The sequence below is a fragment of the Porphyrobacter sp. AAP82 genome, assembly GCF_000331285.1.
GTDB lineage: Bacteria > Pseudomonadota > Alphaproteobacteria > Sphingomonadales > Sphingomonadaceae > Erythrobacter.
In genome coordinates this window covers 169,019-194,576 of sequence record NZ_ANFX01000032.1, presented here as the reverse complement: position 1 = coordinate 194,576, position 25,558 = coordinate 169,019, and the positions used below count along the sequence as shown (strand labels likewise).

21 protein-coding genes are annotated in these 25,558 nt (G+C 67.2%); 7 read left to right on the top strand and 14 right to left on the bottom strand.

What is annotated here, in order from left to right; translation table 11 throughout:
- Positions 1–25: 25 nt before the first annotated feature.
- The 10 genes from D620_RS0110855 to D620_RS0110810 all read right to left on the bottom strand — a co-directional run bounded on the left by D620_RS0110855 (position 26) and on the right by D620_RS0110810 (position 12,423).
- A complete protein-coding gene (locus D620_RS0110855) occupies positions 26–937 on the bottom strand; it encodes a DNA-binding response regulator (protein WP_017665835.1) in 912 nt (303 codons plus the stop codon).
- On the bottom strand, positions 927–2,408 hold the full coding sequence (locus D620_RS15220; RefSeq protein WP_017665834.1) for a hybrid sensor histidine kinase/response regulator: 1,482 nt from the start codon (positions 2,406–2,408) through the stop codon (positions 927–929). Before D620_RS15220 ends, D620_RS0110855 begins: the two co-directional genes overlap by 11 nt.
- A 4-nt stretch (positions 2,409–2,412) precedes the next feature.
- A complete protein-coding gene (atzF, locus tag D620_RS0110845) occupies positions 2,413–4,182 on the bottom strand; it encodes an allophanate hydrolase (protein ID WP_017665833.1) in 1,770 nt (589 codons plus the stop codon).
- The gene (uca, locus tag D620_RS0110840; protein ID WP_026092142.1) at positions 4,179–7,721 is read right to left on the bottom strand and encodes an urea carboxylase; all 3,543 of its coding nucleotides are present in this window, start codon (positions 7,719–7,721) and stop codon (positions 4,179–4,181) included. Before uca ends, atzF begins: the two co-directional genes overlap by 4 nt.
- On the bottom strand, positions 7,718–8,365 hold the full coding sequence (locus D620_RS0110835; protein WP_017665831.1) for an urea amidolyase associated protein UAAP2: 648 nt from the start codon (positions 8,363–8,365) through the stop codon (positions 7,718–7,720). The genes uca and D620_RS0110835 overlap by 4 nt, the downstream gene beginning before the upstream one ends.
- 23 nt (positions 8,366–8,388) lie before the next feature.
- Positions 8,389–9,210 (bottom strand): urea amidolyase associated protein UAAP1, encoded by an 822-nt coding sequence (locus D620_RS0110830; protein ID WP_017665830.1) that lies wholly within the window; start codon positions 9,208–9,210, stop codon positions 8,389–8,391.
- On the bottom strand, positions 9,207–9,656 hold the full coding sequence (locus D620_RS15215; RefSeq protein ID WP_017665829.1) for a CopG family ribbon-helix-helix protein: 450 nt from the start codon (positions 9,654–9,656) through the stop codon (positions 9,207–9,209). Before D620_RS15215 ends, D620_RS0110830 begins: the two co-directional genes overlap by 4 nt.
- Positions 9,657–9,722: 66 nt before the next feature.
- The gene (locus D620_RS0110820) at positions 9,723–10,511 is read right to left on the bottom strand and encodes an ATP-binding cassette domain-containing protein (RefSeq protein ID WP_017665828.1); all 789 of its coding nucleotides are present in this window, start codon (positions 10,509–10,511) and stop codon (positions 9,723–9,725) included.
- Positions 10,512–10,514: 3 nt separating this feature from the next.
- A complete protein-coding gene (locus tag D620_RS0110815) occupies positions 10,515–11,330 on the bottom strand; it encodes an ABC transporter permease (RefSeq protein ID WP_017665827.1) in 816 nt (271 codons plus the stop codon).
- Positions 11,331–11,334: 4 nt separating this feature from the next.
- Positions 11,335–12,423, bottom strand: coding sequence for a putative urea ABC transporter substrate-binding protein (locus D620_RS0110810; RefSeq protein ID WP_017665826.1), 1,089 nt, complete (start codon positions 12,421–12,423; stop codon positions 11,335–11,337).
- Between the two features lie 180 nt (positions 12,424–12,603).
- On the opposite strand from D620_RS0110810, the gene D620_RS0110805 reads away from it, so the two are divergent.
- The gene (locus D620_RS0110805; protein ID WP_017665825.1) at positions 12,604–13,569 is read left to right on the top strand and encodes a YncE family protein; all 966 of its coding nucleotides are present in this window, start codon (positions 12,604–12,606) and stop codon (positions 13,567–13,569) included.
- A 92-nt stretch (positions 13,570–13,661) separates the two neighbouring features.
- Here D620_RS0110805 and D620_RS0110800 read toward each other — a convergent pair whose 3' ends face one another.
- From D620_RS0110800 to D620_RS0110785, 4 genes are read right to left on the bottom strand one after another with little or no spacing between them, the layout of a single operon-like run.
- Positions 13,662–16,196, bottom strand: a complete 2,535-nt coding sequence (locus D620_RS0110800; protein WP_026092141.1) for a TonB-dependent receptor — start codon at positions 16,194–16,196, stop codon at positions 13,662–13,664.
- A 43-nt stretch (positions 16,197–16,239) separates the two neighbouring features.
- Entirely contained in the window at positions 16,240–16,650 is a 411-nt protein-coding gene (locus D620_RS0110795; RefSeq protein ID WP_017665823.1) for a nuclear transport factor 2 family protein, read from the bottom strand.
- Complete coding sequence (locus D620_RS0110790; RefSeq protein WP_017665822.1) at positions 16,650–17,081, bottom strand: nuclear transport factor 2 family protein; 432 nt, start codon at positions 17,079–17,081, stop codon at positions 16,650–16,652. The genes D620_RS0110795 and D620_RS0110790 overlap by 1 nt, the downstream gene beginning before the upstream one ends.
- Positions 17,081–17,824, bottom strand: coding sequence for an aspartate/glutamate racemase family protein (locus D620_RS0110785; RefSeq protein WP_017665821.1), 744 nt, complete (start codon positions 17,822–17,824; stop codon positions 17,081–17,083). The genes D620_RS0110790 and D620_RS0110785 overlap by 1 nt, the downstream gene beginning before the upstream one ends.
- Positions 17,825–18,033: 209 nt before the next feature.
- Here D620_RS0110785 and D620_RS0110780 point away from each other — a divergent pair, with 209 nt between their 5' ends.
- The 6 genes from D620_RS0110780 to D620_RS0110755 all read left to right on the top strand — a co-directional run bounded on the left by D620_RS0110780 (position 18,034) and on the right by D620_RS0110755 (position 25,513).
- Positions 18,034–18,702, top strand: coding sequence for a GntR family transcriptional regulator (locus D620_RS0110780; protein ID WP_017665820.1), 669 nt, complete (start codon positions 18,034–18,036; stop codon positions 18,700–18,702).
- A gap of 119 nt (positions 18,703–18,821) precedes the next feature.
- A complete protein-coding gene (locus tag D620_RS0110775; RefSeq protein WP_017665819.1) occupies positions 18,822–19,730 on the top strand; it encodes a hydroxymethylglutaryl-CoA lyase in 909 nt (302 codons plus the stop codon).
- 15 nt (positions 19,731–19,745) lie between these two features.
- Positions 19,746–21,803, top strand: coding sequence for a hydantoinase/oxoprolinase family protein (locus D620_RS0110770; protein WP_026092140.1), 2,058 nt, complete (start codon positions 19,746–19,748; stop codon positions 21,801–21,803).
- Between the two features lie 4 nt (positions 21,804–21,807).
- Positions 21,808–23,697 (top strand): hydantoinase B/oxoprolinase family protein, encoded by a 1,890-nt coding sequence (locus tag D620_RS0110765; protein ID WP_017665817.1) that lies wholly within the window; start codon positions 21,808–21,810, stop codon positions 23,695–23,697.
- Positions 23,694–24,878, top strand: coding sequence for a CaiB/BaiF CoA transferase family protein (locus D620_RS0110760; protein WP_017665816.1), 1,185 nt, complete (start codon positions 23,694–23,696; stop codon positions 24,876–24,878). Before D620_RS0110765 ends, D620_RS0110760 begins: the two co-directional genes overlap by 4 nt.
- Positions 24,878–25,513, top strand: a complete 636-nt coding sequence (locus D620_RS0110755) for an isochorismatase family protein (RefSeq protein ID WP_017665815.1) — start codon at positions 24,878–24,880, stop codon at positions 25,511–25,513. Before D620_RS0110760 ends, D620_RS0110755 begins: the two co-directional genes overlap by 1 nt.
- Positions 25,514–25,558: the final 45 nt, after the last annotated feature.

Genomic DNA, 25,558 nt, shown 5'->3' with positions numbered 1-25,558 from the left:
AACTGAGTTATAACACTGTAGCCGGTCAGTCAGACATGAGTCTGACAGCAATCGCTGTCGCCGCCGCACGGGTTTCTACCCCCAGTTTGCGGAACACCTGTTCGAGGTGCTTGTTGACCGTTCGCGGGCTTATACCAAGAATTTCGCTGATCGTCTTGTTGGTTTTGCCATAGCTCACCCACAGCAGCACTTCGGCCTCGCGGCGGGTGAGGCCGGCCTGCTTCTGAAGCGCGGCGATCTTGCCGTCCTCGCGCACTTCGGTGAGCTTGAGGAGCACCTCGCCCGGCCGGTCGCTGCCAAGCAGCACGAGGTCGATCTCCATGCCGCGCACGCTGGCGCGGATGCTTGCGGCCGGCTGCACCGGCTCGCCCGCAACCAGCGCGGCGACCGCTTCGCCGAGCGCTTCGGGAAGAGCCGCGTTTTCGGGGGTCCAGGCCGGATCGATGGCGACGAACAGGCTCTCTGCCTGCGGGGTCGACCAGGTCAGTACGCCGCCCTCGCCGAGCGCTGCAAGGCTGCGCCCGGCAAAGCCCAGCGCCAGACGCGACCGGTAGGCGCCGCGCGCATTGGCAAGGTGGACGCGGATGCGCGCCAGCAGTTCCTCGACGATGATCGGCTTGCGCACATAATCGACCCCGCCCGTGCCGAGCGCGGCGACGACATGTTCGGGATCGTTGAGGCCGGTGAGGAAGATCACCGGGATATGGGCGGTCCCGGGCGCGCGCTTGATTGCCGTGGTGGTCTCGATCCCGCTCAGCCCGGGCATCACCGCGTCCATCAGGATGAGATCGGGCTGGACCTCGCCGAGCAGTTCGAGCGTCGCCTCGCCGCTGCGCGCGATCAGCACCGTCATGCCTTCGGCATCGAGGGTGTCGACCAGGAACCGGAGCGATTCCGGGTTGTCGTCGACGACGAGGATCGTGTCCCTATGCGGCATCGGCCTGCACCGCTCTGGCAAGATTGGCGAGCGCTTTCAGATCGAAGCTGTCGAGCGCCGCGCGCATCCTTTCGGCGATCTCGCCGGTTTCGGGGGCGAGCGCGGCGAGGCGGTCGATCTCGGCCTCGATCGCGCGGACATGGCCGATGCGCACCAGCCGCTCGATCTCGGCGCAGTGCGCGGCGGCGGCCGGCGCGATGACCCGCGCAAGCGCGCGGGCGGCCGGCATTTCGGGAGCAGCGGCACGCGGCTCTCCGGCGGCGCGCACCCATTCGATGCCGAGCTGGCCCGCGACACAATCGAGCAGGGTCTCGAAGGCGAAGGGCTTCATGACGAAGCTGTCGTGATCGGCTCCTTCGCCCTCGGCGAGCGGGGCCTCGCCCGAGAGCATCACGATCCTGAGCGCCGCGCCGTGGCGGCGGCGCAGCTGTGCGGCGAGCGCCCAGCCGTTCTCGGCCCCCAAGGCCACATCGCACAGTACCAGATCGGGCTGGAACTGTGCGGCCAGCGCCAGCGCGGTTTCGCTGTCGCTGGCGGTGCAGACCTGGAAGCCCAGCGGCTCGAGCAGTCCGCGGACCATGGCAAGGTGCGCCGCGTCATCATCGATCAGCAGCACCCAGCGCTCGCGCCCGATATAGCCGGTGACAGCACCGGCTTGCGGAGCCGGTTCGCACGGCGGCGTGTGCGGCTGCGAGAGCATCAGCCGCACGGTGAAGCGCGATCCTTCGCCCGGCACGCTGTCGAGCCGGATCTCGCCGCCCATGATGTGCACCAGCGCCTGGGTGATGGCGAGACCGAGACCCACGCCGGGCCGCTCGGCCGCCGGGCCCCCGACCCGCTCGAAAGGGGCGAAGATGCGCTGCGCATCGCCGGGCGCGATACCGATGCCGGTGCCGATCACGGTGAAGGTCGCCAGCTCGTTGCGGTAGTCGACCTTGAGCGTCACTGTCCCGTGGTCGGTGAACTTGATCGCGTTGGCGATGAGGTTGATCAGCACCTGGCGCAGCCGCTTGGGATCGGCGTGAACGAACTCGGGCAGGCGTTCCGGCCGCTCCAGCACCAGCGCGAGACCCTTGGCCTGCGCTTGCAGATCGAGCATCGCGATCAGCTGGTCGAGGAACTCGGGGAAGCGGATCGCCTCGCGCGCAAGGGACATCGCCCCGCCTTCGACCTGCGCGATATCGAGCAGCCCTTCGACAAGGTGCGCGAGATGCTCGGCGCTGCGGCGGATCACGCGGGTGGCGGCAAGCGCGTCCCGGCCCTCGGCGCGTTCGATCAGCTGGGCATAGCCGTAGATGGCGTTGAGCGGGGAGCGGATCTCGTGGGCGACGCTGGCGAGGAAGCGGGTCTTGGCCTCGTTGGCAGCCTCGGCGGCATCCTTCGCGGCGGCAAGGCGGGCGAGCGCATCGGCCTCGGGGGATGCGGGATCGCCCCCCTCGCGTTTCAGCCAGTCGAGGATCCGCCCCGCCATGTCGCTACCGCGATGCGATGTAGGCGCGCCAGCCGCCCAGATGGGTGATGTCCTCAGCCCCCGTCAGCGCGCGCGGCTCGGCGACGAAGCCCTTGACGCTGCTGCCGTCGGCAAGCGTCACGGTGCCGATGGCGAGCGGCGGGGGGACCTCGGCGGTGAAGCTGCCGAAGCTGGCAAGGTCGAGCTCGTAGACCTCGAGCGCGATTTCCGCCCCGCCCTCGCCGACATGCACCAGCGCGGGCTTGGGGGGCACGCTATCGGCCATCGCATAGAGCCGGTAGGCGGGCGCAGTGGTGGCCGCGCCAACGAAGTTCGCATTGCGGCTGGTGAGCTGCCAGTGCAGCGGCATGCCTTCGAGGTGGGCGCCGACGACGGCGAGTTTGACGGTGTCCATGCGGTCTCCAAGGTCGAGTGGCGGGAGGGGCTTCAGGTCGGCTACGGACAGATAGGCACCCGCAAGTTCGATCAGGGCCTTGTCGGTATGGGCCGGGCCGATCAGGGTGATGCCGAAGCCGGTGCTGTTGGATTTCGTCCCCGCCGCGACGGCGATGGCGGCCATATCCAACAAATTGACGAAATTGGTGTAGCGCCCGAGGTTGCTGTTCAAGGCCACTGGCGCTTCGAGCAGTTCGGCCACCCGGTAGGTCGTGCCGGTGGTCGGGAAGGCGAGCGCATCGACCCCCTCCCACATGCCCTCGGCGGCCCGGGCGAGCTCGGCGAGGCGATAGATGCCGTTCCACAATTCGGTCGCCTTCATCGCCGAGCCCGGTGCGATCACCTCGCGCACCACGGGGTCGATGGCGAGCGGGTTGCTTTCGAGCAGCGCCGCCACGGCTGCGGTGCGCTCGGCCACCCACGGACCGCCGTAAAGCAGCTGCGCGGCCTCGAGCAGCGGGTCGATGTCGATTGCGACCAGCTCGCCGACCTGCGCCAGCGCCGCGAGCGCGCGGTCATAGAGGAACTCGGCCTCGACATCGCCGAAAAACTGGCGCTGACCCGCAAGCGGCACGCCGATGCGCCGGCCGCCGAGCGCCACATCGGCACGCGGGCGCGAGAAGGCGTCTTGCGCGTCGAACCCGGCGATCACGTCATCGACCAGCGCGGCATCGGCGAGCGCATCGGTGAACACCGTGATGCAATCGAGGCTCCGACAGGCAGGCACCAGCCCGCGCGTGCTCCAGCGGCCCTTGCTGGGCTTGAAACCGACGAGATGGTTGAATGCCGCCGGCACCCGCCCCGATCCCGCCGTGTCGGTGCCCAGCGCAAAGGCCACCAGCCCCGCCGCCGTCGCCACCGCCGAGCCCGAGGAGGACCCGCCGCTCACATAGTCGCGGTTATAGGCGTTTCTCGGAATGCCATAGGGACTGCGCGTGCCGACAAGGCCCGTGGCGAACTGGTCGAGATTGGTCTTGCCGACACAGATCGCGCCTGCCGCCTCGAGCCGCGCGATCACCGTTGCCGAGCGCGCAGGCGCATAGGCGAAGGCCGGACAGGCGGCGGTGGTCTCGAGACCTGCAACGTCGATATTGTCCTTTGCCGCATAGGGCACGCCCGCCAGCGGCAGGCGCTCGCCCGCTGCCACGCGCGCGTCGACGGTGGCGGCGGCCGCGCGCAAGGCGGCAGGATCGGCGCGGGCAATCCACACCTGCGGCTGATGCGCGTCATAGGCGGCAAGGCGCGCGACGGTCTCTTCCATCACGGCGAGTGCCGTCGTCGCACCGCTGTTGACGCCTTGCGCAATCGCGCCGGCGCTGAGGCGGGCAAAGGCGCTCACGAGGCCCTCCGCAATGCCAGCATCGGCGCGCCGGGGTGCACCGACTGGCTCTCGGCAATATAGACCGCCTCGACTGTACCGCTCGCCGGAGCCTCAAAGGGGCATTCCATCTTCATCGCCTCGATCACCGCGATCACCTCGCCTTCGGCCACTTCGTCCCCCGGGCTGACGAGCAGTTTCCACACGCTCCCGCCGAACGGCGCCTCGATGAGGTCCGCGCCCTCGGGGACCTCGATCGCCGCGGCATCCCCCGCGCCGCTGTCCGCGCCGAGCAGCGCGCTGACGCGGTCGAACTCGCCACTCGCTTCCCATGCCGCGCGTTCGGCATCGAAGGCCGCCTGGCGGGCGCCTTCGAAGGCGGCGATGCTGGCGGCGTTGTCCTTGAGGAACTGACGGTAATCGGCGAGGCGGAAGGTGGCCTCCTCGATGCGGATCGAGCGCCGCCCGTGGGGGAAGTCGCGCCGCCACTCGGCAAGCTCCCCGGCGCTGACGGGGAAGAAGCGGATCTGGTCGAAGAACCTGAGCAGCCACGGCTTGCCTTCGGTGAAAGCACCCTCCTGCCGATGCGTGTTCCACACCTGGATGGTGCGCCCGAACAGCTGGTAGCCGCCCGGCCCTTCCATCCCGTAGATGCACATATAGGCCCCGCCGATCCCCACCACATTGGGCGGGGTCCAGGTGCGCGCAGGGTTGTATTTGGTGGTCACCAGCCGGTGACGCGGATCGAGTGGCGTGGCGACGGGCGCGCCCAGATAAACGTCGCCCAAGCCCAGAACCAGATAGCTCGCATCGAAGATCAACTCCTCGACCGCCTTGGCGTCGGGCAGGCCGTTGATGCGGCGGATGAATTCGATGTTGTCGGGGCACCACGGCGCATCGTCGCGCACGGCGGCGATGTATTTGTCGATGGTCTCCTGCGTCGCCGGATCGCGCCAGCTCAGCGGCAGGTGGACGATGCGCGAGGGGGCCTCGAAACCGGCAAGATCGCCCATCGCCTCCTCGGCAGACATCAGCGCCGCGAGCGCGCCGGCCTGGTCGAGCCGCTCGCCATCGAAATGCAGTTGCAGCGAGCGGATGCCGGGGGTGATGTCGATCACGCCGGGAAGCGCTTGTCGCTCCAGCGCCTGCATCAGCGCATGGATGCGGATGCGCAGTTCGATATCGAGCACGATCTCGCCATATTCGACGAGGATGTTGCGGTCGCCCTGCTGGCGATAGGTGGTGCGCGGGCGGGTGGGGCTCGCGGGCAGTTCGGCAAGGATCGGCGAAAGCCCGGCGCGCGCGCGCGGCGCGGCGGTATCGGCGATGCTGACGGGAACGAAGCGCACGCGGTCATCGGGGCTCAGCTGCCCGATCTTCCAGCGATCCTCGGCGATCACCGTGAAGGGGCACACGAAGCCGCCCAATGAACGGCCATCGGGGCCGAGGATGATCGGCATGTCGCCGGTGAAATCGACCGCGCCGATGGCGTAGGGATTGTCGTGGATGTTCGACGGGTGCAGCCCCGCCTCGCCCCCGTCGCGCCGCGCCCATTCGGGCTTGGGGCCGACCAGCCGGACGCCGGTGCGGTTGGAGTTGTAGTGGACCTGCCAATCGGCGGCGAGGAAGGCGTCGATATCGGCAGGCGTGAAGAAATCGGGCGCACCGTGGGGGCCGTAGAGGACGCGCAGCTGCCATTCCCGCCCCAGTTCGGGGAGCGCCGCAGGGGCGGGCTCGCCTCTCGCCCCCTCGCCCAGATGCAGCACATCGCCCGCCACCAGCGCGCGCGCGGCAGGGCCGCCGAACTGGCCGAGGGTGAAGGTTGCAGCCGAGCCGAGATAGGGCACCACATCGAGCCCGCCCGCGACCAGGATATAGCCGCGCATCCCCCCGCCGCTCGCGCGGCCCATGGCAAGGGTCTGGCCTGCGGCAATGGCAATCGGCTCGCCGCGCGGGGCTGGCTCGCCGTCGATGGTCGCACCGAAATCCGCGCCGGTGAGGCAGATCGTGGCCGGAGCCTCGAACAGCAGGGTCGGGCCGCTTGCCGTGACTTCGAGCCCCGCGGCACCCTCGGGATTGCCGAGGATGCGGTTGCCGAGCCGGAAGCTCTTGTCATCCATCGGGCCGCTGGGGGGCACGCCGACGTTCCACAGCCCCAGCCGCCCGGGCCAGTCCTGCACCGAACTCGCCGTCCCCCCGCCGATCACGCGGATCGCGCGGCGCTGGTAGGCGACGCCTTCGAGGAGCCGAGTGGAGACATTGCCGCTGGTGAAGCCTTCATGCCGCACCACCTCGCGCAGCCACCTGAGGTTGGTCTCGATCCCGTCCACGCGGCTGGCACCAAGCGCGGCCTGCATCTTCGCGATGGCCTCCTTGCGGGTTGCCCCCCGCGTGATCAGCTTCGCCAGCATCGGATCGTAGAAGGCGCTGACCTCGCTGCCCGCCATCACCCAGGTCTCGGCGCGGATATCGGCAGGGAAGGCGACATTGGTGAGCGTGCCCACGGTCGGGCGGTAATCCTGTCCCGGGTCCTCGGCGTAGAGGCGGACCTGGACCGAGTGGCCGCAGGTCTGCGGCGCGGGCGCATCCAGCATCGCGAAATCGCCCGCTGCGCCGCGGATCATCCATTCCACAAGGTCGATGCCGGTCACCTCCTCGGTGACGCCGTGTTCGACCTGGAGGCGGGTGTTCATTTCGAGGAAGAAGAAATCGTCGCGCGCCGCGTCGTAAAGGAACTCGACCGTCCCCGCGCTCAGGTATCCGGCCGCCTCCCCGAGCCGCACGGCGGCGGCGATCAGTTCCTCGCGCGTGGCATCGGAGAGGCACGGCGCGGGCGCCTCCTCGACGACCTTCTGGTTGCGCCGCTGGAGCGAGCAATCGCGCTCGCCCAGCGCCATCACGCGGCCCTGCCCGTCCCCGAAAATCTGCACCTCGAGGTGGCGCGCGCGCGGGACATAGCGTTCGAGGAACACGCCGGCATCGCCGAAGCTCGCCTCGCCCTGGCGGACCACGGCGGCAAAGCCTTCGCGCAGCTGCGCTGCGGTCTCGCAGATGCGCATGCCGATGCCGCCGCCGCCGGCAGTGGCCTTGAGGATGACAGGATAGCCGATCCGCGCCGCAGCCTCAGCCGCCTCGTCCGCGCCGGTCAGCAGCCCGGTGCCGGGGGCGAGCGGCAGGCCGTGGGCCGCAGCCAGCGCGCGGGCGGAGTGCTTGAGCCCGAAGGTGCGGATGTTGTCCGGGGTCGGCCCGATGAAGGCGATTCCCGCAGCGGCGCATTGCTCGGCGAAGTCGGCGTTCTCGGCAAGGAAGCCGTAGCCCGGGTGGATCGCGCCTGCGCCCGTCTGCTCGGCCGCAGCCAGGATCGCCGCGACGTTCAGGTAGGAAAGCGCCGCCGGCCCCGGCCCGATGTACACCGCCTCGTCCGCCCCGCTGACGTGGAGCGAGCCTGCGTCCGCGTCCGAATAGACCGCCACCGTCCGCAAGCCCATGCGCTTCGCCGTGCGGATGATCCGCGTCGCGATCGCGCCCCGGTTGGCGATGAGGATGGTGCCCAACGTCACGCTGCGGGCATCTGGGCGACGATCATGCGCACCGGCGTCGGGTTGAAGCCGTTGCAGGGATTGTTGATCTGCGGGCAGTTGGAGACGACGACGATCACGTCCATCTCGGCCCTGAGGTCCACCGTCAGCCCCGGCGCGGAGATGCCGTCGACGATGCCGAGGGTGCCGTCATCCTCCACCGGAACGTTCATGAAGAAGTTGATGTTGGAGACGATGTCGCGCTTGCCGCGCCCCTCGCGCAAGTTCGCCTCGAGGAAATTGTCGACGCAGGCGTGCTGGTGCCTGGTGTGATGCCCGTAGCGCAAGGTGTTGGATTCGCACGAGCACGCGCCGCCGATGGTGTCGTGATATTCGACCGCGCTGGCGATGATGGTCATCAGCGGATTGCCCTCGTTCGAGAGCAGCACGCTGCCGGTCCTGAGGAACAGGTTGCCTTGCGCCGCCACGGTATCCTGCGCCGAGTAACGCTCGGCATCGTCGGCGGCGGCGTAGATCAGGAAATCGACCGCCTGGTTGCCCTCCAGATCGACGATCCGCAGCACCTCGCCCTCCCGCACATGGTGCAGCCACGGGGCGCGCGCGGGCACGATCTCGTCGTGAAGAATGGAGCCTGAGAGGCCGGAGAGGGCCGGGTCTGCGGTCATTTTTATCGTGCATCCAGTCGAAGTTAGCGGCGGTAGTAGTCCTCGGTGTTGAGGTAGGCGCGCAGGCCCTCTGGCGTGGCGGTGCGCACAGGATCATCTTCCGGCGTCACGCCTGCGCGCCATGCGGTGAGGCGCAGCGGGGTCGAGGCATATTCGGGACGCTGGTCGAGCACGTGGGGGCAGTTGGCGATCACCACGATCACCTCCATCTCGGCGCGCAGCACCACCGTGCGGCCGGGCGCGAAGGGGCCGACGAGGGGCGTGATGCTGCCGTCAGCCTCGATCCGCGTGCCCTTGAACAGGTTCACGCAAGGGTGGACATCGCGCCGGGTCAGCCCGTGCTTGGCCGCGCCCAGGATCAGGCGGTCGCGCCCGTTGGGGAAAGCGCCCGAATTGCGGCCTTCGCCGTATTTCCTGAGGTTAGCGGCCGCATTGGAGGCACCGCAGAAGGTGTCATGCCTCCCCGCGCCGTCTTCCACGATGCTCGCCAGCACGCGGCCCATGTCCGACAGCAGCAGCTTGCCCGCGCCCAGATAGGCATTCCACTGGACCTTGACCGTGTCGGCAACATTCAATCGCTCGGTCGGCATCTCGGCGTTGAAGATGTTGAGGCTCGCGCAGGCATCGCCCGCCTTGTCGATCAGCCGCAGCCGGGTGCCCCTTGCGATGCGGCGCGAGGTGTAGCCGCCGGGCGCGACGGTTTCTTCCCACACCAGATCGGCCGCCGCCACGCCCTCGGGCAGATCGTCGACCACGGGGGGCAGGACCGGCATGGTCTCGACCCGCGTGTTCCCTTGTGCGCGGGCGTGTTCGCGGGCGGCTTTCGGATCGGCGGTCGCGCTCATTCGGCCGCCTCCCGAGGAGAAATGGCGCCAGGGAGCACGTCCTGCTCGTGCAGCGGCGGGAGCAGCGCGGTGGTGGTGACCAGCTGCAATTGCTGCACGCCGCGGATCGCCCGCAAGGCATCGCACAGCTGCTTCAGCCGCACCGCCGGGCCCTGCACCAGCAGCACTTCGAGCGACTGGTCTTCCTCGAGGAAGACGTGCTGCGAGGAGATCACCTCCTTGAGGTAATCCCCCTGCGTCTCGGCAAGCTGCTGGCGGACTCGCCCGCCGCCGCCCTGGTAGACGATCGTCACCGTCCCCGCGAGCGTCTCGTCGGGCCGCGTCAGCGCCTCGTGCTCGGCGAGCGCATGGCGGATCAGTTCGGCGATCAGCTGCGAGCGCGACGGGAGCCCGCGCTCTTCGACCATCATGTCGAGCTGGCGGAACAGGTTTGCCGGCAGGCTCATGGACAGGCGCGCCAATCCTGCTGATACGGGCCCGGTGGGTTCGGAGGAGCTCATAGGACCGGCATCTCAATTATTACCTAATGTGTCAATCGTAATACCGACCTCTTCCGCCGCTGCGGCCAGCGGGACGGCTCCGGCCTGTTTGCGGGTCAGTTCGAGGTCATAGACCACGCCGGCCCCGTAGCGCTGCGGGGCGTGCGGATCGTGGCGGCGCTTGTCGAGCGTGAGCACCCGGGTGCCGAGCCCGAAGGCCTCCTTGATGTCGTGGGTGACCATGATGACGGTCAGGCCATTTTCGCGCCACAGGCGGGTGATGAGCGTGTGCATGTCGCCCCGGATGCCCGGATCGAGCGCGCCGAAAGGCTCGTCGAGCAACAGGTTGCGCGGCCGCTTGATCAGCGCCTGCGCGATGGCCAGGCGCTGCTGCATCCCGCCCGACATCTGTGCGGGATAAAGGTGGCGGCTGTCGGCAAGGCCCACTTGCTCGAGCATCGCCTCGGCCTCGGCAATGGCCGCGCGCCTTGCGCTGCCGAACAGCCGCGCGGCAATCGGCGAGGCGGCAAATTCGAGCCCCAGCAGGGTGTTGCCCAGCACCGTCAGATGCGGGAAGACCGAATAGCGCTGGAACACCACGCCGCGGTCCGGTCCGCATTCGGTCGGCAGCGGCGCATCGTCCAATGTGATCCGCCCGCGGCTCGGTTTTTCCTGCCCGAGAATGACGCGCAAGAGGCTGCTCTTGCCCGCGCCCGACGGGCCGATGATCGAGACGAAGCTCTTCTCGGCAATGTCGAGCGAGACGCGTTCGAGCACGACCTTATCGCCATATTCGACCCAGATGTTGCGCAGCGACAGCATCGCTCAGCGCCCTCCCGCGTGGGCCCAGCCGAACAGCCGGCGGCTGCCGTGGAACAGCGCGAGGTCCATCACCACCGCCAGCAGCGCGATCCATGCGACATAGGGGATGATGACGTCCATCGCGAGATAGCGGCGCACGAGGAAGATGCGGTAGCCGAGGCCGACATCGGCGGCGATCGCCTCGGCCGAGATCAGGAACACCCAGGCAGGGCCCAATGACAGCCGCAGCGCCTCGAACAGGCGGGGCAGCGATTGCGGCAGGGCAACGCGCAGGATCACGCCCCAGGAATTCGCGCCGAGGGTGAGCGCCTTGACCACCTGTTCGCGCGGCAGGGCGCCGATATGGCCCGCGACATCGCGGATCATGAAAGGTGCAACGCCGATGACGATCAGCGCCACCTTGGCGGTCTCGCCAAGCCCGAAGACGATGAACAGGATCGGGAGGAGCGCGATCGGCGGGATCACCGCGATGGCGGTCACCAGCGGGCCGAGCGTCGCCCTTACCGGCGGCAGCGCGCCCAGCAAGAGGCCGACCAGCAGCGCACAAAGCGTCGCGATCCCCAGCCCCGCGCCGAGCCGCCACAGGCTGGCGAGGGTGTCGGCCCAGAACAGATACTGGCCGGACAACTGGTCAGGCTCGAACAATAGCCCCGCCATCGCCGCGGCCATGGCGCCGGGAAGCGGCAGGATCTTGTCGGCGGGGTTATCGGCATGGCGCGCGGCGGCGGCGATGACATAGCCCAGTGCCAGCACCAGCAGCGGCGCCGCGCCAAGCAGCAAAGCGCCGCGCCGCCCCGGATTGGCGGTCACCCAGCGCACGGGCCTAGAGCTTTCCGTCCGCGGCGAGCTTCATGTAGGTGTCGTCGAAGCGCAGCGTGACCGCGGCCTTGTCGCCCAGCGTCTTGCCGCCCGGAAATTCCATCCCGACCGCATCGGCCGACTGCGCCCCCTGCCCGAACAACCCTTGCGCGAAGCTGAAATCGCGCACGCGGGTCATGGTGGTGAGCAGATCGCCCGATTGCATGGCGGCCACCGCCGCCTTGGGATCGGTGTAGAGGAAAGTGGTCGCAAGCTGGCCCTCGAAGGCTTCCGGCGTGGTGCCTGCAAGCTTCGCCATCGCGGCGCGCGCGGCGGCGCCTTCGGCATCCTGCCTCGCCATCAGCGCCATCGTCTCGAACCAGATCCCCGCAAGCGCCTTGCCCAAGTTGGGGTTGGCCTTGAGCGTGGCGGTATCGACCACCATCAGATCGAGAATCTCGCCCGGAATGTCGGCGCTGGTGAACACCGTTTTGGTGCCCGCCACGCCCTTCATGGTGGTGACCTGCGGGTTCCAGGCGACCGCGGCGGTGACCTCCGGCGAGGCGAAGGCGGCGGCAATGTCTGCATCCGAGGTGTTGACGGTCTTCACGTCGGCGAGCTTGAGGCCGCTGGTCTCGAGCGCGCGGGCGAGCAGGTAGTGCGAAACCGAGAGTTCGGCGAGATAGACCTGCCGGCCCTTGATCCCCGCAAGCGTTTCCGCGCCCTTCAGGAGCACCGCGTCATTGCCGTTCGAATAGTCGCCGAGGATGATCGCGCTGGTATCCTTGCCGCCCGCGGCCGGGATGGTCAGCGCGTCCATGTTGGCGACCGTCACCCCGTCGATCTTGCCGGCGGTGTACTGGTTGACGCTCTCGATATAGTCGTTGACCTGCACGAACCTGATCGTGATGCCGTATTTGTCGCCCCACTTCTTCACGATCCCGGCCTGCTGCGCATAGGGCCACGGCATCCACCCGGCATAGATCGACCAGCCGATGGCGAATTCGGTCTTGGGCGCGGCGGCCTCTTCTTCCCCGCCGGAACATGCTGTCACCAGCAGCGCGGCGAGGCCGAGGAGGAGGAAGCGGGCTGCCCGGGAGAGGTGGTGGAGCATGATTCGTCCCCTATGTTGCGCCTGCGAACATCCGCCTTGTCGGATCGTTTGTCCACCATGAATTATTACGATCGATTGCAAACGTAATATGGGTGAGATTGGTTCCACGATGGCAGGCATCGCGCCTTCATGCGGCGCGCTCCTCTCCCTCCCCTACCCTCGCATGGAGGCCGATTAGCCATGACCAAAAACGTCGCCCGCCCGCTCGCCGCGATCATCGCCGCGGTGCTCGCCACCTCGGCCTGCGCCGATGACAGCCCGCCCCCGAACGATGCCGTGGGGCCGGTGCCGGACCTTGCCGAAAACGCGCTGAAGGTGCCCGGCTTTGCCGATTTCCTCGCCATCGACGGCGATGCCGTGTGGGTCACCAATGACGGGCGCGTCGAGAAGTGGACACCCGCAGGGCTCGCCGCGAGCACCCCGGTGCCGCGCCCCTGCGGCGCGATGACGACCGCGGCGGGATCGCTGTGGGTCGCCAATTGCAAGGACGGCGATGTCTACCGCATCAACCTTGCCACGGCCGAGGTCGAGGCGAAGATCGCCACCGGCCTCGGCAATCCCAAGGGCGAGACCAATGTGGTCTCCGGCGCGGGGTCGGTGTGGGTGCCGAGCGACCCGGCAGGCAAGGTCGCGCGGATCGATCCGGCGACCAACACCGTGATCGCCACCATCCCGGTCACCGCCGAAACCTGGTACCTCGCCTTCGGCTTCGATGCCGTCTGGGCGGTGTCGAGCGAGGGCGCGTCGCTCGAACGCATCGACCCTGCCACAAACACCGTCACCGGCAAGGTGACGATGGGCAACACTCCGGGCTTCCTCGCGGCGGGCGAAGGCGCGGTGTGGGTGCAGGAACAGGGTGACGGCACGGTCGCCAAGGTCGATCCGGCGGCGCTCGCGATTGTCGGGCGCACCAAGGTGGGGCCGAAACTCAAATGGGGCGATATCGATACTGGCGCTGGCGCGGTGTGGCTGCGCACCACCGAGGACCAGACGATGGTGGTGATCGACGCCGAAAGCCTCGCCATCCGCGCCCGCATGGGGCCAAGCGTGGGCAGCGGCGCGCTGCGCTGGACGCCTGAGGGCGTGTGGACCTCGGCGCATGACAACCAGACGCTGTCATGGTGGAGCAAGCCTGCGCCGAAGTGACAAAAGAAAGCGCGCGGGGATCGGGTCGCTAGAAACCCCGCGCGCTTTCCCTTCTTCTGTCCTCGTGGCGTTGTACCCGAAGGGCCCGAAGATCAGAACTTGTAACCCAGCTCCACCCCGAAGCGCTGGCGGCCGCCGGGCGAGATGAACGAGCCGCCGAATTCGACCGCGGTGATGACCTCGTTCAGATATTTCTCGTTGAACAGGTTCTCGGCATAGGCCGTGACCGACCAGTTCGCTCCCTCGATCCCGACGCGCAGGTCCATCACCCCGAAGGTGTCGCGCCGCGAGATCGAATAGTCGGCATTGCCCACCACCGCCGGCAGCTGGAGCGCCGAGATCGGCAGCAGCCCGCTGAACAGCGTCGGGTTGGTATCGTCCTGCAAGGTGTGGAACCACGTCGGCCCGGTGATGCGGTAATCGGCGCGGGTGATGAAATCGATGCTGTCGGTCACCGGCAGATCGACCTGGGTGCCCAGGTTGATGGTGTAATCTGCGGTATAGGGCGACTTGTTGCCGACCGTCACCGGACGCGAGGCATTGGCCTTGATCTCGCTTTCGGTGACGTTGGCCGAACCGTAGAGCGTCCAGCCCTTGACCGGCTCGACCGTCAGGTTGAGCTCGCCCCCGTAGACCTCGACTTCGTCGATGTTCGAGACCACGCGCAACAGGCCAAAGGCCCCCACGAAGAACTCGAAGAACTGCATGTCGTCGATCTTGGTGTAGTAACCGGCCAGATCGAAGGTGACGACGCCATCGAGCGCCTTGCCCTTGATCCCGGCCTCGAAGGCGCTCGAGGTTTCCTTGCGGTACTGGTCGTTGATCTGGACGTTGGTGCCGATGAACTGGTTGAACGCCGAATTGACGATCGCCGCCGAGCCCTGGTTGTTGAAGCCCCCGGATTTGAAGCCGATCCCCCAGTTGCCGTAGAGGTTGATATCGGGGGTCACTTCGTAACGCAGCGAGATCTTGGGCTGGAACTGGCGGAAGGTTTCCGATTGCGGAGCGATCGGCTGGACCACGCCGCCCACCACCGCCTGACCGGGGTTGATCGGCCCGCCGGTGAAGGGATCGCGCACGGCCGGCACCAGGCTCGCAACATTGCGGTCCTCGATATCGTAACGCCCCGCGACGGTCACGTTGAGGCGATCGGTCAGGTCACCCTCGAGAGAGGCGAACACCGCGTAGACATCGGTCTTGAACGCGTCGTTGTAGAGCTGGGTGGTGGGGTTGGTGGTGTTGGGCGCATTGTAGAGCTGGCGCGTCACCCCCGCCCCCAGATCCGCGCCGAGGCTGACGCCCACCTCGCGGTCGATGTGGAGATAATAGGCGCCCACCTGCCAGTTGAACGGCCCGTCGCCGTTCGATGCCAGCCGGATTTCGCCGCTCACATCCTTCTGGTCGCGGATCTGGAACTGGGTGCCGTCGCAGGTCGTGGGGCTGTAGGGCCCGAAGGTCGATCCGGTCGCGGGGTTGAAGATGAACGGGACCGGGCTGGTGCCGATGAAGGTCGGCGCATTGAGCGGGTAGCCGGCGAGCGCGGTGGTCGAGGCCGCGCAGGCATTGGCCGCCGCGACCGATGCGGGGGTGGCGCCGGGGAAGGTGAAGCGCGCGAAATCGGCCGAGGTGCCGTCGGCGGTCAGCGACTGTTCGACATTGCTGTAGAGCATCCACGCCGTCAGCGTCGCTGCCTCGAACTTGTGCTCGATCTTGGCCGAAGCCTCGAAGGTGGTCTGGTCGTTGGTCGGACGGATGTTCGAATAGAAGTCGAACGGGTGATCGTTGACGTCTTCGAAGAATGCCGGATTCACGCCCGCGAAGTTGGGCAGGTGGAAGGCCGCGTTGAAGTTGATCGAGGCGCCCGACAGGTCGGCAAAGCGCGCCTTCACGTCAAGCTCGGTATCCGGGCCGAGATCGGCGACGAAACGCCCGTCAATGCCCCACACCTCCTGATCGTCGATGGTCGGCGAATTATTGAGGAAGCGGTTGCGGAAGAAGCCGTCGGTGGTGGAGTAATTGCCCGAGATCACCAGCCCGGCACCCTCGCCCACGGGGGCCGCGATATAGGCGCTGGCGAGATAGGTGTTGTCCTGCGCCGCGCGCACCAGCACGCCGCCTTCCAGCGTGTCGCCGGGCTTGAGGGTCTGGAGCACGATCGCGCCGGCGGCCGCGTTGCGACCATAGAGCGCGCCCTGCGGGCCTTTCAGGATTTCGACCTGCCGCAGCGTGCCCTGGTTCTGGTTCAGCTGCGCGGTGTTGGTCTTGAGGATCCCGTCGACCACCAGCGCGACCGAGCTTTCCGCGTCGCGCGCGCCGTTGATGCCGCGGATGTTGATCTGGGTATCGCCCGCTTCGGCGGTGCCGGTGACGATGGTGACGCCGGGCGTCAGCTGGACGAAATCATCGGCGCGCTGGACGCCGCTTTTCTGGAGGGTTTCGGCAGTCAGCACGGTGACCGAAGCGGGCACGTCGGCCAGCGTTTCGGACTGGCGGCGCGCGGTAACGATGATCGCGCCCTCTTCTTCGGCGGCCGGAGCGGCCTCGGGCGCGTCTTGCGCCATGGCGGGCGCGGCAAGGGCAATGGCGCCAAGAGCCGCGCCGGAGGCAAGAGTGAGACGGATATTCATAAGGCGGCTCTCCTGAGAGGGATGCGAGAGGTGGCAGACAAGATCAAACGAGCGGGTTGGCCCCGCTCATGTAGACGTAGACTTCCTGGAATTTGGGCCCGTCGGCACCGGTCCGCAGACGCCAGAAATTGGTGTTGTAGAGCAGCGTCACGCCGCCCTCGTGATCGTGAAGCTCGGCGGTGAAGCAGGCGGTGATGCGCCCGTTCGCCTCATCCACGGTGCAGGTGAAATCGCGGTGGATGATGGTTTTGTAGGCCGCGAAGAAATCCTCGAACATCCGCGCGATCTCGGCCTTGCCGCTGTGGCGGGTGAAGGCGGTCTGCACGCAGAACAGCGCGGTATCGTGGAAGCACGACAGCGCGGCATCGAGGTCCTTGGCATCGACCCGCGCGAAATACTTGTTCAGCGCGAAATCGATCAGCTCGGACCGCGACAAGGTGGGCTCGTACTGCATCAGGCGTCCCCTTCCTTCAGCAGGTTGTCACCCGACATGTAGACATAGACGCGGTGGAACAGCCGGTCCTTGAGGTAGAAGCGGTTGCAGTTCTCGTAGCGCAGCTCATCGCCGCTATTGGGGGTGATGAGCACGGTGAACTGCGAGCAGACCGCGTTGGTCGCAGGGTCCGCAGTATGGACGAAGTTGCCGTGCCAGATGCTCTCGAAATCGGCGAACAGCTTGACGAACATTGCCCGGATCGCCTCACGGCCCTGGTGGACGGTGTTGCTGGTGACTTCGGTCAGCACCGCATCGGCGGTGAAGCAGTCGAGGACCTGGTCCATCACCTTGTTGTCGACCCCGTCGAAATACCGCTTGGTGACGATATCGATATAGAAGGGATAGGGCAGCGGCGTCTGGCCCGCTGCGCCCTCTTGCCAGTCGCTCATCAGTACCAGCCCTTTCGGATATTGGCGTGCATCGGCACTTCGGGTGCAGGGAAGGCCTTCTTCGAGTGGGTGAGGCCCAGTTCGATCAGCGTCTCGAGGTTCTTGTAGGCGACCTGCCCGGGGTTGATGACCGGGACCGGCAGCTCGCTTTGAAGGTAGGCGGCGGACTGATGCATGGTGGTCGATCCCAGGACGATCACGTCCGCGCCGTCCTCCTCGATCGCGCGCAGGGCTTCGGCCTTCAGCTTGGCGAAGACAACTTCCTCCTTGCCCTCGAGCAGTTCGGTGACATCGGGGCGCGTGTCGATCGAGCGCACGCTTGCGCAGCGGCGCTCCCAACCGTGCTGATTCAGCACCTTCTGGTAGAGCGGGAACCACTGCGGCCACATCGTGATGACCGAGAATGTCTTGCCGAGCATCTGCGCGGCGGCAAAGCTTGCCTCGCCCGGGCCGACCACGGGGATGCTGAGCACCGAGCGCAGCGGCCACAGCCCGGAATCGCTGACGGTGTCGATGAGGACGCCGGAATAGCCTTCCTCCTCGGCCGTGACCCCGGCCTGGAAAACCGTCCAGTCCATCAGCAAGGTGTCGTGGTAGGAATCCCCCAGCGCCGCGCCCCAGCGCACCGCCTCGAAGGTGGGGACGAAGCCCGGATGCACGAAATCGGCGGGAAGCTGCTGCGCCCGGTTGGCGACGCCAGCTTCATCCATTGCGATCGGCACGATGACCTTGATGCGCTTCACGGCACTCCCCCGTTGCCTAGGGGTGCCTCGTTATTGTATACAAAACCTATCCGTCAAGTGGATATGTCGAATTCGGTTCTTGCAAGCTTCGAGGTGTGATTTTGTCGCCGCACGGTCTTGCAGGGTGCTGTTAGGCAACACACAAGGAAAGGGATGAACGTGCAGGATTTCCCCGACCAGCCGCCCCTCCCTCGGCAGACTCCCAAGCCATGAGCCGCGCCTCCGAACGCGCCTATGCCAAGATCCGCGCGCATGTACTGAGCGGATCGGTGGCGGCGGGAGAACAGCTCACCGAGGACCAGCTTGCGCAGATCACCGGCGTCAGCCGCACCCCCGTGCGCGAGGCGGTGCGCCGGCTGGAGGACGAGCTGCTGCTGGTACGCTCGGATACCAAGCGCCTGTTCGTCGCCGACTGGAGCCGTGACGACATCGAGGAGATGTTCGTGCTGCGCCAGATGCTCGAATGCCACGCCGCCGAACGCGCGGCCAAGCGCCTCTCGCGCGGGCAGATCGCCGAGCTGGAAGCCTTGAACCGCGACCTCACCGCCGCAGTCGATCAGACCCCGCCCGATGTGGCGCGCTTCCTCGAGGCCAATCGCGCCTTTCACGAAGCGATCATCGATGCCGCGCATTCGCCGCGGCTGGGGCAGCTGCTCGCCCGGCTGGTCGAGGCCCCGGTGGTGCTGCGCACCGCGCGCACCTATTCGCAGAGCGACCTGCGCCAATCCGCGCGCGATCATGACGAACTCGTCGCCGCCTTTGCCGCGCGCGATGGCGACTGGGCGCGCGCGGTGATGGGAAGCCACCTGCGGCGCGCCTTCCACACCTTTGCAAGGGCGGTCGGCCCGGCCAATGATCAGGGCACCGCAGAGCCGTAACAACGCTAGCCGACGATTGCGGTTCCTGCATCTTTTGCGGCTTCAAGCATGATTGCAATTGTATACAAAGCGGGTAATTCAGCCTCCCGGGTTCCGGCAGCAGCAACAGGCGATTCACGATGTCACGCGACTCAATCGAACTGGTCGAGGTCGGCCCGCGCGACGGCTTGCAGAACGAGCCGGACATCATCCCGACCGGAACGAAGCTCGGCCTGATCGATCGCATGATCGGCTACGGCGCGCGCCGGCTGGAGGTGGCGAGCTTCGTCCACCCGCAGCGCGTGCCGCAGATGGCGGATGCCGAAGCGGTGATCGCCGGACTTTCGGACCGCGCCGACTGCACATATGTCGGCCTCGTCCTCAACAAGCGCGGTGTTCTGCGCGCGCTTGCCACCCGCGAGAATGGCGCGCGCGGGATCGATCAGGTCGGCTGCGTGGTGGTCGCCAGCGATACCTTCGGCCAGAAGAACCAGGGACAGACCATTCAGCAGGGCATCGCCGAGACCCGCGAGATGCTGCGCTTCGCCCGCGCAGAAGGCATCCGCGCGCAGGTCACCATCAGCGCCGCCTTCGGCTGCCCCTTCGAGGGCGAGGTGAAGCACGAGACCGTCCTCGCCATCGCCGAGGCCATCGCGCAAGACGCTCCCGAGGAAATCGCGCTCGCCGACACCATCGGGGTCGGCACGCCGCGGGAGGCGGGGGAACTGTTCGGGAAGCTGGGCGCGTTGCTCGGCAGCAAAATCCCGATGCGCGCGCACTTCCACAACACCCGGGGCACCGGCATCGCCAATGCCTGGGAGGCCTACCAGGCCGGCGTGCGCATCTTCGACGCATCCTTGGGCGGGCTCGGCGGCTGCCCCTTCGCCCCGCGCGCGACGGGAAACATCGCGACCGAGGACCTCGTCTACATGATGCAGCGTTCGGGCGTGGACACAGGCATCGATCTCGACGCGGCAATCGCCGCCAACAAGTGGTTTGCGGGTGTGCTGGGGCGGGAACTCCCCTCGGCAGTCGCGCGTGCAGCATAGGCAAGAGGACAGGGCATGACATACAGGCTGGGTGTGGATGTGGGCGGGACTTTCACCGACCTCTTGCTGTTCGATGAGGCGAGCGGCGCTTTCTGGCGGCACAAGACCCCCTCGACCCCGCACGATTCCTCCGAAGGCATCCTCAACGGGGTCAAGGCGATCATGGCGACCGCCGGGATCACGGCGGCCGAGATCAGCTATTTCCTCCATGGCACGACCGTGGCGACCAATGCGGTGCTGGAGGGCAAGGGCGCGAAGGTCGGGCTGGTGACGACGCAGGGTTACCGCGACATCATGCAGATCGCGCGCTCTTATGTGCCCGGCGGCCTTGCCGCGTGGATCGTGTGGCCCAAGCCGCAGCCTTTGGCACGGCTCGAACACACCGTCGAGGTTCCGGGCCGCATGGACGCAGCTGGCCGCGAGGTCGCCCCGCTCGATGAAGACGCGGTGCGCGCGGCGCTGCGCAAATTGAAGGGTGACGGGATCGAGGCGCTGACCGTCAGCCTGATGAACGCCTACCTCAACGGCGCGCACGAGGCCCGCATCGGCCAGATCGCGGCCGAGGAACTCCCCGGCATCCCCGTCTCGCTCTCCCACGAGGTCCTGCCCGAAATGCAGGAATACGAGCGCACCTTGTCGACTGTCGCCAACGCGGCAGTGCGGCCGGTGGTGAGCAAATATGTCTCCAACCTGCGCACCAAGCTGGAAGCCGAGGGGCTGAAGGGCCGCCTCTCGCTGCTCCGTTCCGATGGCGGGTTGATGAGCAGCCAGAAGGCCGAAGAGCACCCGGTCAACATCCTCATGTCCGGCCCCGCCGGCGGGGTGACAGGCGCGCTGTGGGTGGCCAAGAACGCGGGCTTTGAAAACATCCTGACGCTCGATGTCGGCGGCACCTCGACCGATGTGGCGCTGATCCAGGGCCTCGAGCCACGCCGGCAGCGCACCACCGAAGTCGGGCACCTCTCGGTCCGCGCCTCGGCGCTCGACGTGAAGACGGTGGGCGCAGGCGGGGGCTCGATCGCCCACGTGCCGCAGCTCACCGGCGCGCTGCGGGTCGGGCCGGAGAGCGCGGGCGCGGTTCCCGGACCCGTCGCCTACAACAAGGGCGGCACGCTCCCGACGGTGACAGACGCCAATGTGGTGCTCGGCTACCTTCCCGAAGACCTCCTCGGCGGCAGCTTCAAGCTCGACCGCGAGGGCGCCAAGGCGGCGGTGCAGACCATCGCCGATGCGCTCGGCGTCAGCCTGATGGAGGCCGCGCGCGGGATCATCGATATCGTCAATGAAAACATGTTCGGCGCCTTGCGGATGATCAGCGTGCAGCAGGGTTACGACCCGCGCGAATTCGCGCTGATGGGCTTCGGCGGGGCGGGCCCGCTCCATGTCAACGCGGTCGCCCGCCTGATGGGAAGCTGGCCTGCGATCTCGCCCGTCTCCCCCGGCGTGCTGTGCGCCCTGGGCGATGCGACCACCCGCATGCGCACCGAGACCGCGCGCAGTTTTTCGCGCCTTGCCAGGGACACCAGCATCGCCGACCTCGTCACCGTGCTCGATGACATGGCCGAGCAGACCCGCGGCGAGCTGGTCGCGGACGGCATCCCAGACAATCAGATCACCTCGCTGTTCGAGATCGACGTTCGCTACGCGGGCCAGGCCTTCGAAGTGCCGCTGACGATCACGCAGGACATCCTCGAGAAGGACGGGATCGAAGGCATCCTCGCCCGCTTCGACGAGGAGCACTTGAGGCTCTTCACCTTCAACATGGATACCCCGCACGAGATCGTGAACCTGCGCGCGGTGGCACAAGGGCAGGCCCCTGCCCTCCCCGCCGCCGAGCTCCCCAAGGGCGACGGCGATCCTTCGGCGGCGAAAATCCGCGACCACCTCATGTGGATCGGCGGCGAGGAGCGCCCCGCAGTGATCTACGACCGTGCCCGCTTGCGTCAGGGCGACGTGATCGAAGGCCCGGCGATCATCACCGAGATGGATTCGACCACGCTGGTCGAACACGATTGCCGCGCGGCTGTGGACGCTGTCGGAAACATCCTCATCACTCTGAAGACGGAAGGCTAGGACCATGCCGGCTCGCATCATCGAAACCAACCCCATCCCGTTCCAGACGGTCGCCATCGATCCCGTCACGCTCGACATCATCGAGAACGCGCTGCGCAACGCGCGCATCGAGATGGACGCGACTCTCGTGCGCACCGCGATGAGCCCCGGCATCCGCGAACAGGGCGACGCCTTCCCGCTGATCTCCGACCCCGCCGGCAAAATGATCGTCGGCCAGTTCGGCAGCTTCATCGACGGCTTTCTGAAGCAGTATGACGGCACGATCGAGGACGGGGACATGATCTTCCTCTCCGATCCCTATTCCTGCGGCGGCGCGGTCAGCCACTCGAACGACTGGCTGGTGCTCCTGCCCGTATTCAAGGATGGCCGCCTGCTCGCCTACACCGCGATGTTCGGGCACCAGAGCGACATCGGCGGCAGCGTGCCGGGCTCGATGCCGATCGGCGCGTCCTCGATCTTCGAAGAGGGCGTGCGCATCCCGCCGGTGAAGATCTGGAAGCGCGGCGAATATAACGAAGACCTGATGAAGCTGGTGATGCACCAGACCAGGAAGCCCGACTGGTGTCAGGCCGATCTCAACGCCCTGATCGCCAGCTGCCGCGTCGCCGCGCGCCGCGTGATCGAGATGGCCGACCGCTTCGGTGACGATGTCTATGTCTCGGCCACGCAGGAGCTTCTGGCGCGCAACCACCGCGCGATGAAGGCGCTGCTGGCGATGGCGGTCGCCGAGGAGCCGGTCAGCTTCGAGGATTACATCTGCGACGACGGCAAGGGCTACGGCCCCTACAAGATCCGCTGCACCATGTGGCGCGACGGGGACAAGGTGATCCTCGATTTCGCCGGAACGGACCCGCAAAGCGCCGCCTCGATCAACTTTTTCCTCAATGAAAACATGTTCAAGATGTTCTTCGGCATCTACATGATCATGGTCTTCGATCCGCAGATCCTGTTCAATGACGGGTTCTACGATTTGATCGAGGTGCGCATCCCGGAAGGCTCGCTCTTGAAGCCGCACTTTCCCGCCGCGCTGTCGGGCCGCACGCACGCGCTGGGGCGGATCTTCGACATTCTCGGCGGGCTGCTTGGGCAGAAGACGCCGGAATTCCTCAATGCCGCCGGGTTCTCCTCCAGCCCCCACCTGTTCTATTCGGGCTGGGACGCGCGCGAGGACGGGACGCGCGACTGGTTCCAGCTGTTCCAGATCGGCTTTGGCGGCATTCCGGGCAGGCCGCTTGGCGACGGGCCGGACGGGCACTCGCTGTGGCCGGGCTTTACCAATGTTCCCAACGAGTTTCTGGAGCGCTATTTCCCGCTGCGCATCGAGCGATACTCCACCGCGCCTGACAGCGGTGGGGCGGGCCTGCATCGCGGCGGCAACGGCATCCACATGACCTACCGCTTCCTCGCCGATGGCGAGATCGCGATCCATGACGACCGCTGGTTCGTGCCGCCCTGGGGCGTCAACGGCGGGCATCCCGGCGCGCGGGCGCGCAAGGTGCTCGAACGCGCCGACGGGACGCAGGAAATCGTCGGCAACAAGGTCGAGAGCGTCAAGGTGAAGGCGGGCGACCTTCTCCACTTCATCACCTGGGGCGGCGGCGGCTGGGGTGACCCGCTGGCGCGCGATCCCGCGCTGGTGGGCCTCGAAATCCGCCAGGGCCTCGTCACTCCCGAAGGCGCGCGCGCCTATGGCGTGGTCGTGGATAGCGAAGGCGCGGTCGATTATGTCGCCACCGAAGCCCTACGCGCCGAGATCGAGGCCGGGCGCGGCGAACTCCCGCTGTTCGACTATGGCCCCGGCATCGCGGCGCTGCGCGCCAATTGCGAGGCCGAAACGGGCCTTGCCCCCCCCGTCCAGCCGGTGTGGACCACCTTGCGGGAGGCGGCGGAATGAGCGGCGCCCTTGCAGGGATCAGGGTCGTCGAAATGGGCCAGCTGCTGGCGGGCCCCTTCTGCGGGCAATTGCTCGGCGACATGGGCGCAGACGTCGTCAAGATCGAGCCGCCGGGCGCGGGCGATCCGATGCGCAACTGGGGCCAGGGCGACGAGAAGGTGCAATGGGAAGTGATCGCGCGCAACAAGCGCTCGGTCACCTGCAACCTGCGCGTCCCCGAAGGCCAGGCGCTCGCCAAGCGCCTGATTGCCGAAGCCGACGTGTTGATCGAGAACTTCAAGCCCGGCACGCTGGAACGCTGGGGCCTCTCGCCTGCGGAACTCCACGCGCTGAACCCCGGCCTCATCATCGCCCGCATGTCGGGCTACGGCCAGGACGGGCCCTATTCCGACCGCGCCGGCTTCGGCGGGATCGGCGAGGCGATGGGCGGCTGGCGCTACATCGTCGGCGAGCCCGACCGGCCGCCGAGCCGCATGGGCATTTCCATCGGCGATACCCTGTGCGCGACCTATGGCTGCATGGGCGTGCTCGCCGCGCTCCACCACCGCGAGAAGACCGGCGAAGGCCAGGTGGTCGACTCCGCGCTCTATGAAGCGGTGTTGCAGGTGATGGAGGGTCTCGTGCCCGAATATGACCGCAACGGGGTGATCCGCGAGCGTTCGGGCTCGGTGCTGAAGGGCATTGCGCCGTCGAACGTCTATACCTGCAAGGACGGCAGCTACATGATCGGCGCAAATGGCGATGCGATCTTCACGCGGCTGTGCCAGGCCATGGGCCGCCCCGAACTCGCGCAGGACGAACGCTACGCGACCCATATCGCCCGCGGCATCCATCAGGACGAGCTTGACGCGCTGGTCAACGCATGGACCGGCACGCTCACGGTGGATGAAGTCGATGCGCTGATGACCGAGCATTCGATCCCCGCCGGCCGGGTCTATCGTGCACCCGAAATGCTCGCCGATCCGCACTTCCGGGCGCGCGAGGCGATCGTCGAGGTCGAGACACAGAGCCGCGGGCGCATCAAGATGCAGAACGCCTTCCCCAAGCTCTCGAAGACCCCCAGCACCATCCGCCGCCCCGCGCCCGCGGTGCCCGGGCAGGACAATGCCGAGGTGTTTGCCGAGCGGCTCGGGATGGATGCCGCCGAACTCGGGCGGCTGGCGGCAGCCGGGATCATCTGATGGCAGGGCCCTCGGCATCCGACAATTATGCAGGGGTCTACGAGGGGCGGCTCCAGCCGGGAACGCGCCCTGCCCTGCTGATCGTCGACGTCGTGACGGCCTATCTCACCGAGGGCGCGGCGCTGTTCATGCAAGATGCAGCGGCGGCGCGCGACAGCAACGCGCGGCTCGCCGCAGCCGCGCGCGCGGCGGGCGTGCCAGTGGTCTTCACCAATGTCCGCTACAAGCCGGACGGATCTGATGGCGGGGTGTTCTATCGCAAGGTCCCGGTGCTTGCAGCCTTCGTCGAGGGCTCGCCGCTCGGTGCCTTTCCGCCCGAGCTGACCCCGCTTGCCAACGAGCGGGTGGTCACCAAGCAATATCCCAGCGCCTTTTTCGGCACCGGGCTTGCCGAGGCGCTGCACGCCGACGGCATCGATACCCTGCTGATAACCGGCTATTCCACCTCGGGCTGCGTGCGCGCCTCGGCGCTCGATGCGATGCAATACGGCTTCGTGCCGCTGGTGGTGCGCGAAGCCTGCGCCGACCGTCACCCTGGCCCGCACGAGGCGAACCTCTTTGACCTCCAGGCGAAATATGCCGAGGTCATCAGCGAGGCGGAGGCCATGGCCTACCTCGCCCGCTGGGCTGCCTGACGCGGCCGCCGGCCACCCTCAGGACCAGCGCCTGCCAACCCTTGA

What these genes read in the sequence shown, in the direction of transcription:
- D620_RS0110755 (WP_017665815.1), top strand. Translation starts at nt 24,878, where the DNA reads ATGGCAGGGCCCTCGGCATCCGACAATTATGCAGGGGTCTACGAGGGG.
- D620_RS0110820 (WP_017665828.1), bottom strand. Translation starts at nt 10,511, where the DNA reads ATGCTGTCGCTGCGCAACATCTGGGTCGAATATGGCGATAAGGTCGTG.
- D620_RS0110780 (WP_017665820.1), top strand. Translation starts at nt 18,034, where the DNA reads ATGAGCCGCGCCTCCGAACGCGCCTATGCCAAGATCCGCGCGCATGTA.
- D620_RS0110800 (WP_026092141.1), bottom strand. Translation starts at nt 16,196, where the DNA reads ATGAATATCCGTCTCACTCTTGCCTCCGGCGCGGCTCTTGGCGCCATT.
- D620_RS15215 (WP_017665829.1), bottom strand. Translation starts at nt 9,656, where the DNA reads ATGAGCCTGCCGGCAAACCTGTTCCGCCAGCTCGACATGATGGTCGAA.
- D620_RS0110805 (WP_017665825.1), top strand. Translation starts at nt 12,604, where the DNA reads ATGACCAAAAACGTCGCCCGCCCGCTCGCCGCGATCATCGCCGCGGTG.
- D620_RS0110855 (WP_017665835.1), bottom strand. Translation starts at nt 937, where the DNA reads ATGCCGCATAGGGACACGATCCTCGTCGTCGACGACAACCCGGAATCG.
- D620_RS0110835 (WP_017665831.1), bottom strand. Translation starts at nt 8,365, where the DNA reads ATGACCGCAGACCCGGCCCTCTCCGGCCTCTCAGGCTCCATTCTTCAC.
- D620_RS0110790 (WP_017665822.1), bottom strand. Translation starts at nt 17,081, where the DNA reads ATGAGCGACTGGCAAGAGGGCGCAGCGGGCCAGACGCCGCTGCCCTAT.
- D620_RS0110795 (WP_017665823.1), bottom strand. Translation starts at nt 16,650, where the DNA reads ATGCAGTACGAGCCCACCTTGTCGCGGTCCGAGCTGATCGATTTCGCG.
- D620_RS0110760 (WP_017665816.1), top strand. Translation starts at nt 23,694, where the DNA reads ATGAGCGGCGCCCTTGCAGGGATCAGGGTCGTCGAAATGGGCCAGCTG.
- D620_RS0110770 (WP_026092140.1), top strand. Translation starts at nt 19,746, where the DNA reads ATGACATACAGGCTGGGTGTGGATGTGGGCGGGACTTTCACCGACCTC.
- D620_RS0110765 (WP_017665817.1), top strand. Translation starts at nt 21,808, where the DNA reads ATGCCGGCTCGCATCATCGAAACCAACCCCATCCCGTTCCAGACGGTC.
- D620_RS0110775 (WP_017665819.1), top strand. Translation starts at nt 18,822, where the DNA reads ATGTCACGCGACTCAATCGAACTGGTCGAGGTCGGCCCGCGCGACGGC.
- D620_RS15220 (WP_017665834.1), bottom strand. Translation starts at nt 2,408, where the DNA reads ATGGCGGGGCGGATCCTCGACTGGCTGAAACGCGAGGGGGGCGATCCC.
- D620_RS0110830 (WP_017665830.1), bottom strand. Translation starts at nt 9,210, where the DNA reads ATGAGCGCGACCGCCGATCCGAAAGCCGCCCGCGAACACGCCCGCGCA.
- D620_RS0110810 (WP_017665826.1), bottom strand. Translation starts at nt 12,423, where the DNA reads ATGCTCCACCACCTCTCCCGGGCAGCCCGCTTCCTCCTCCTCGGCCTC.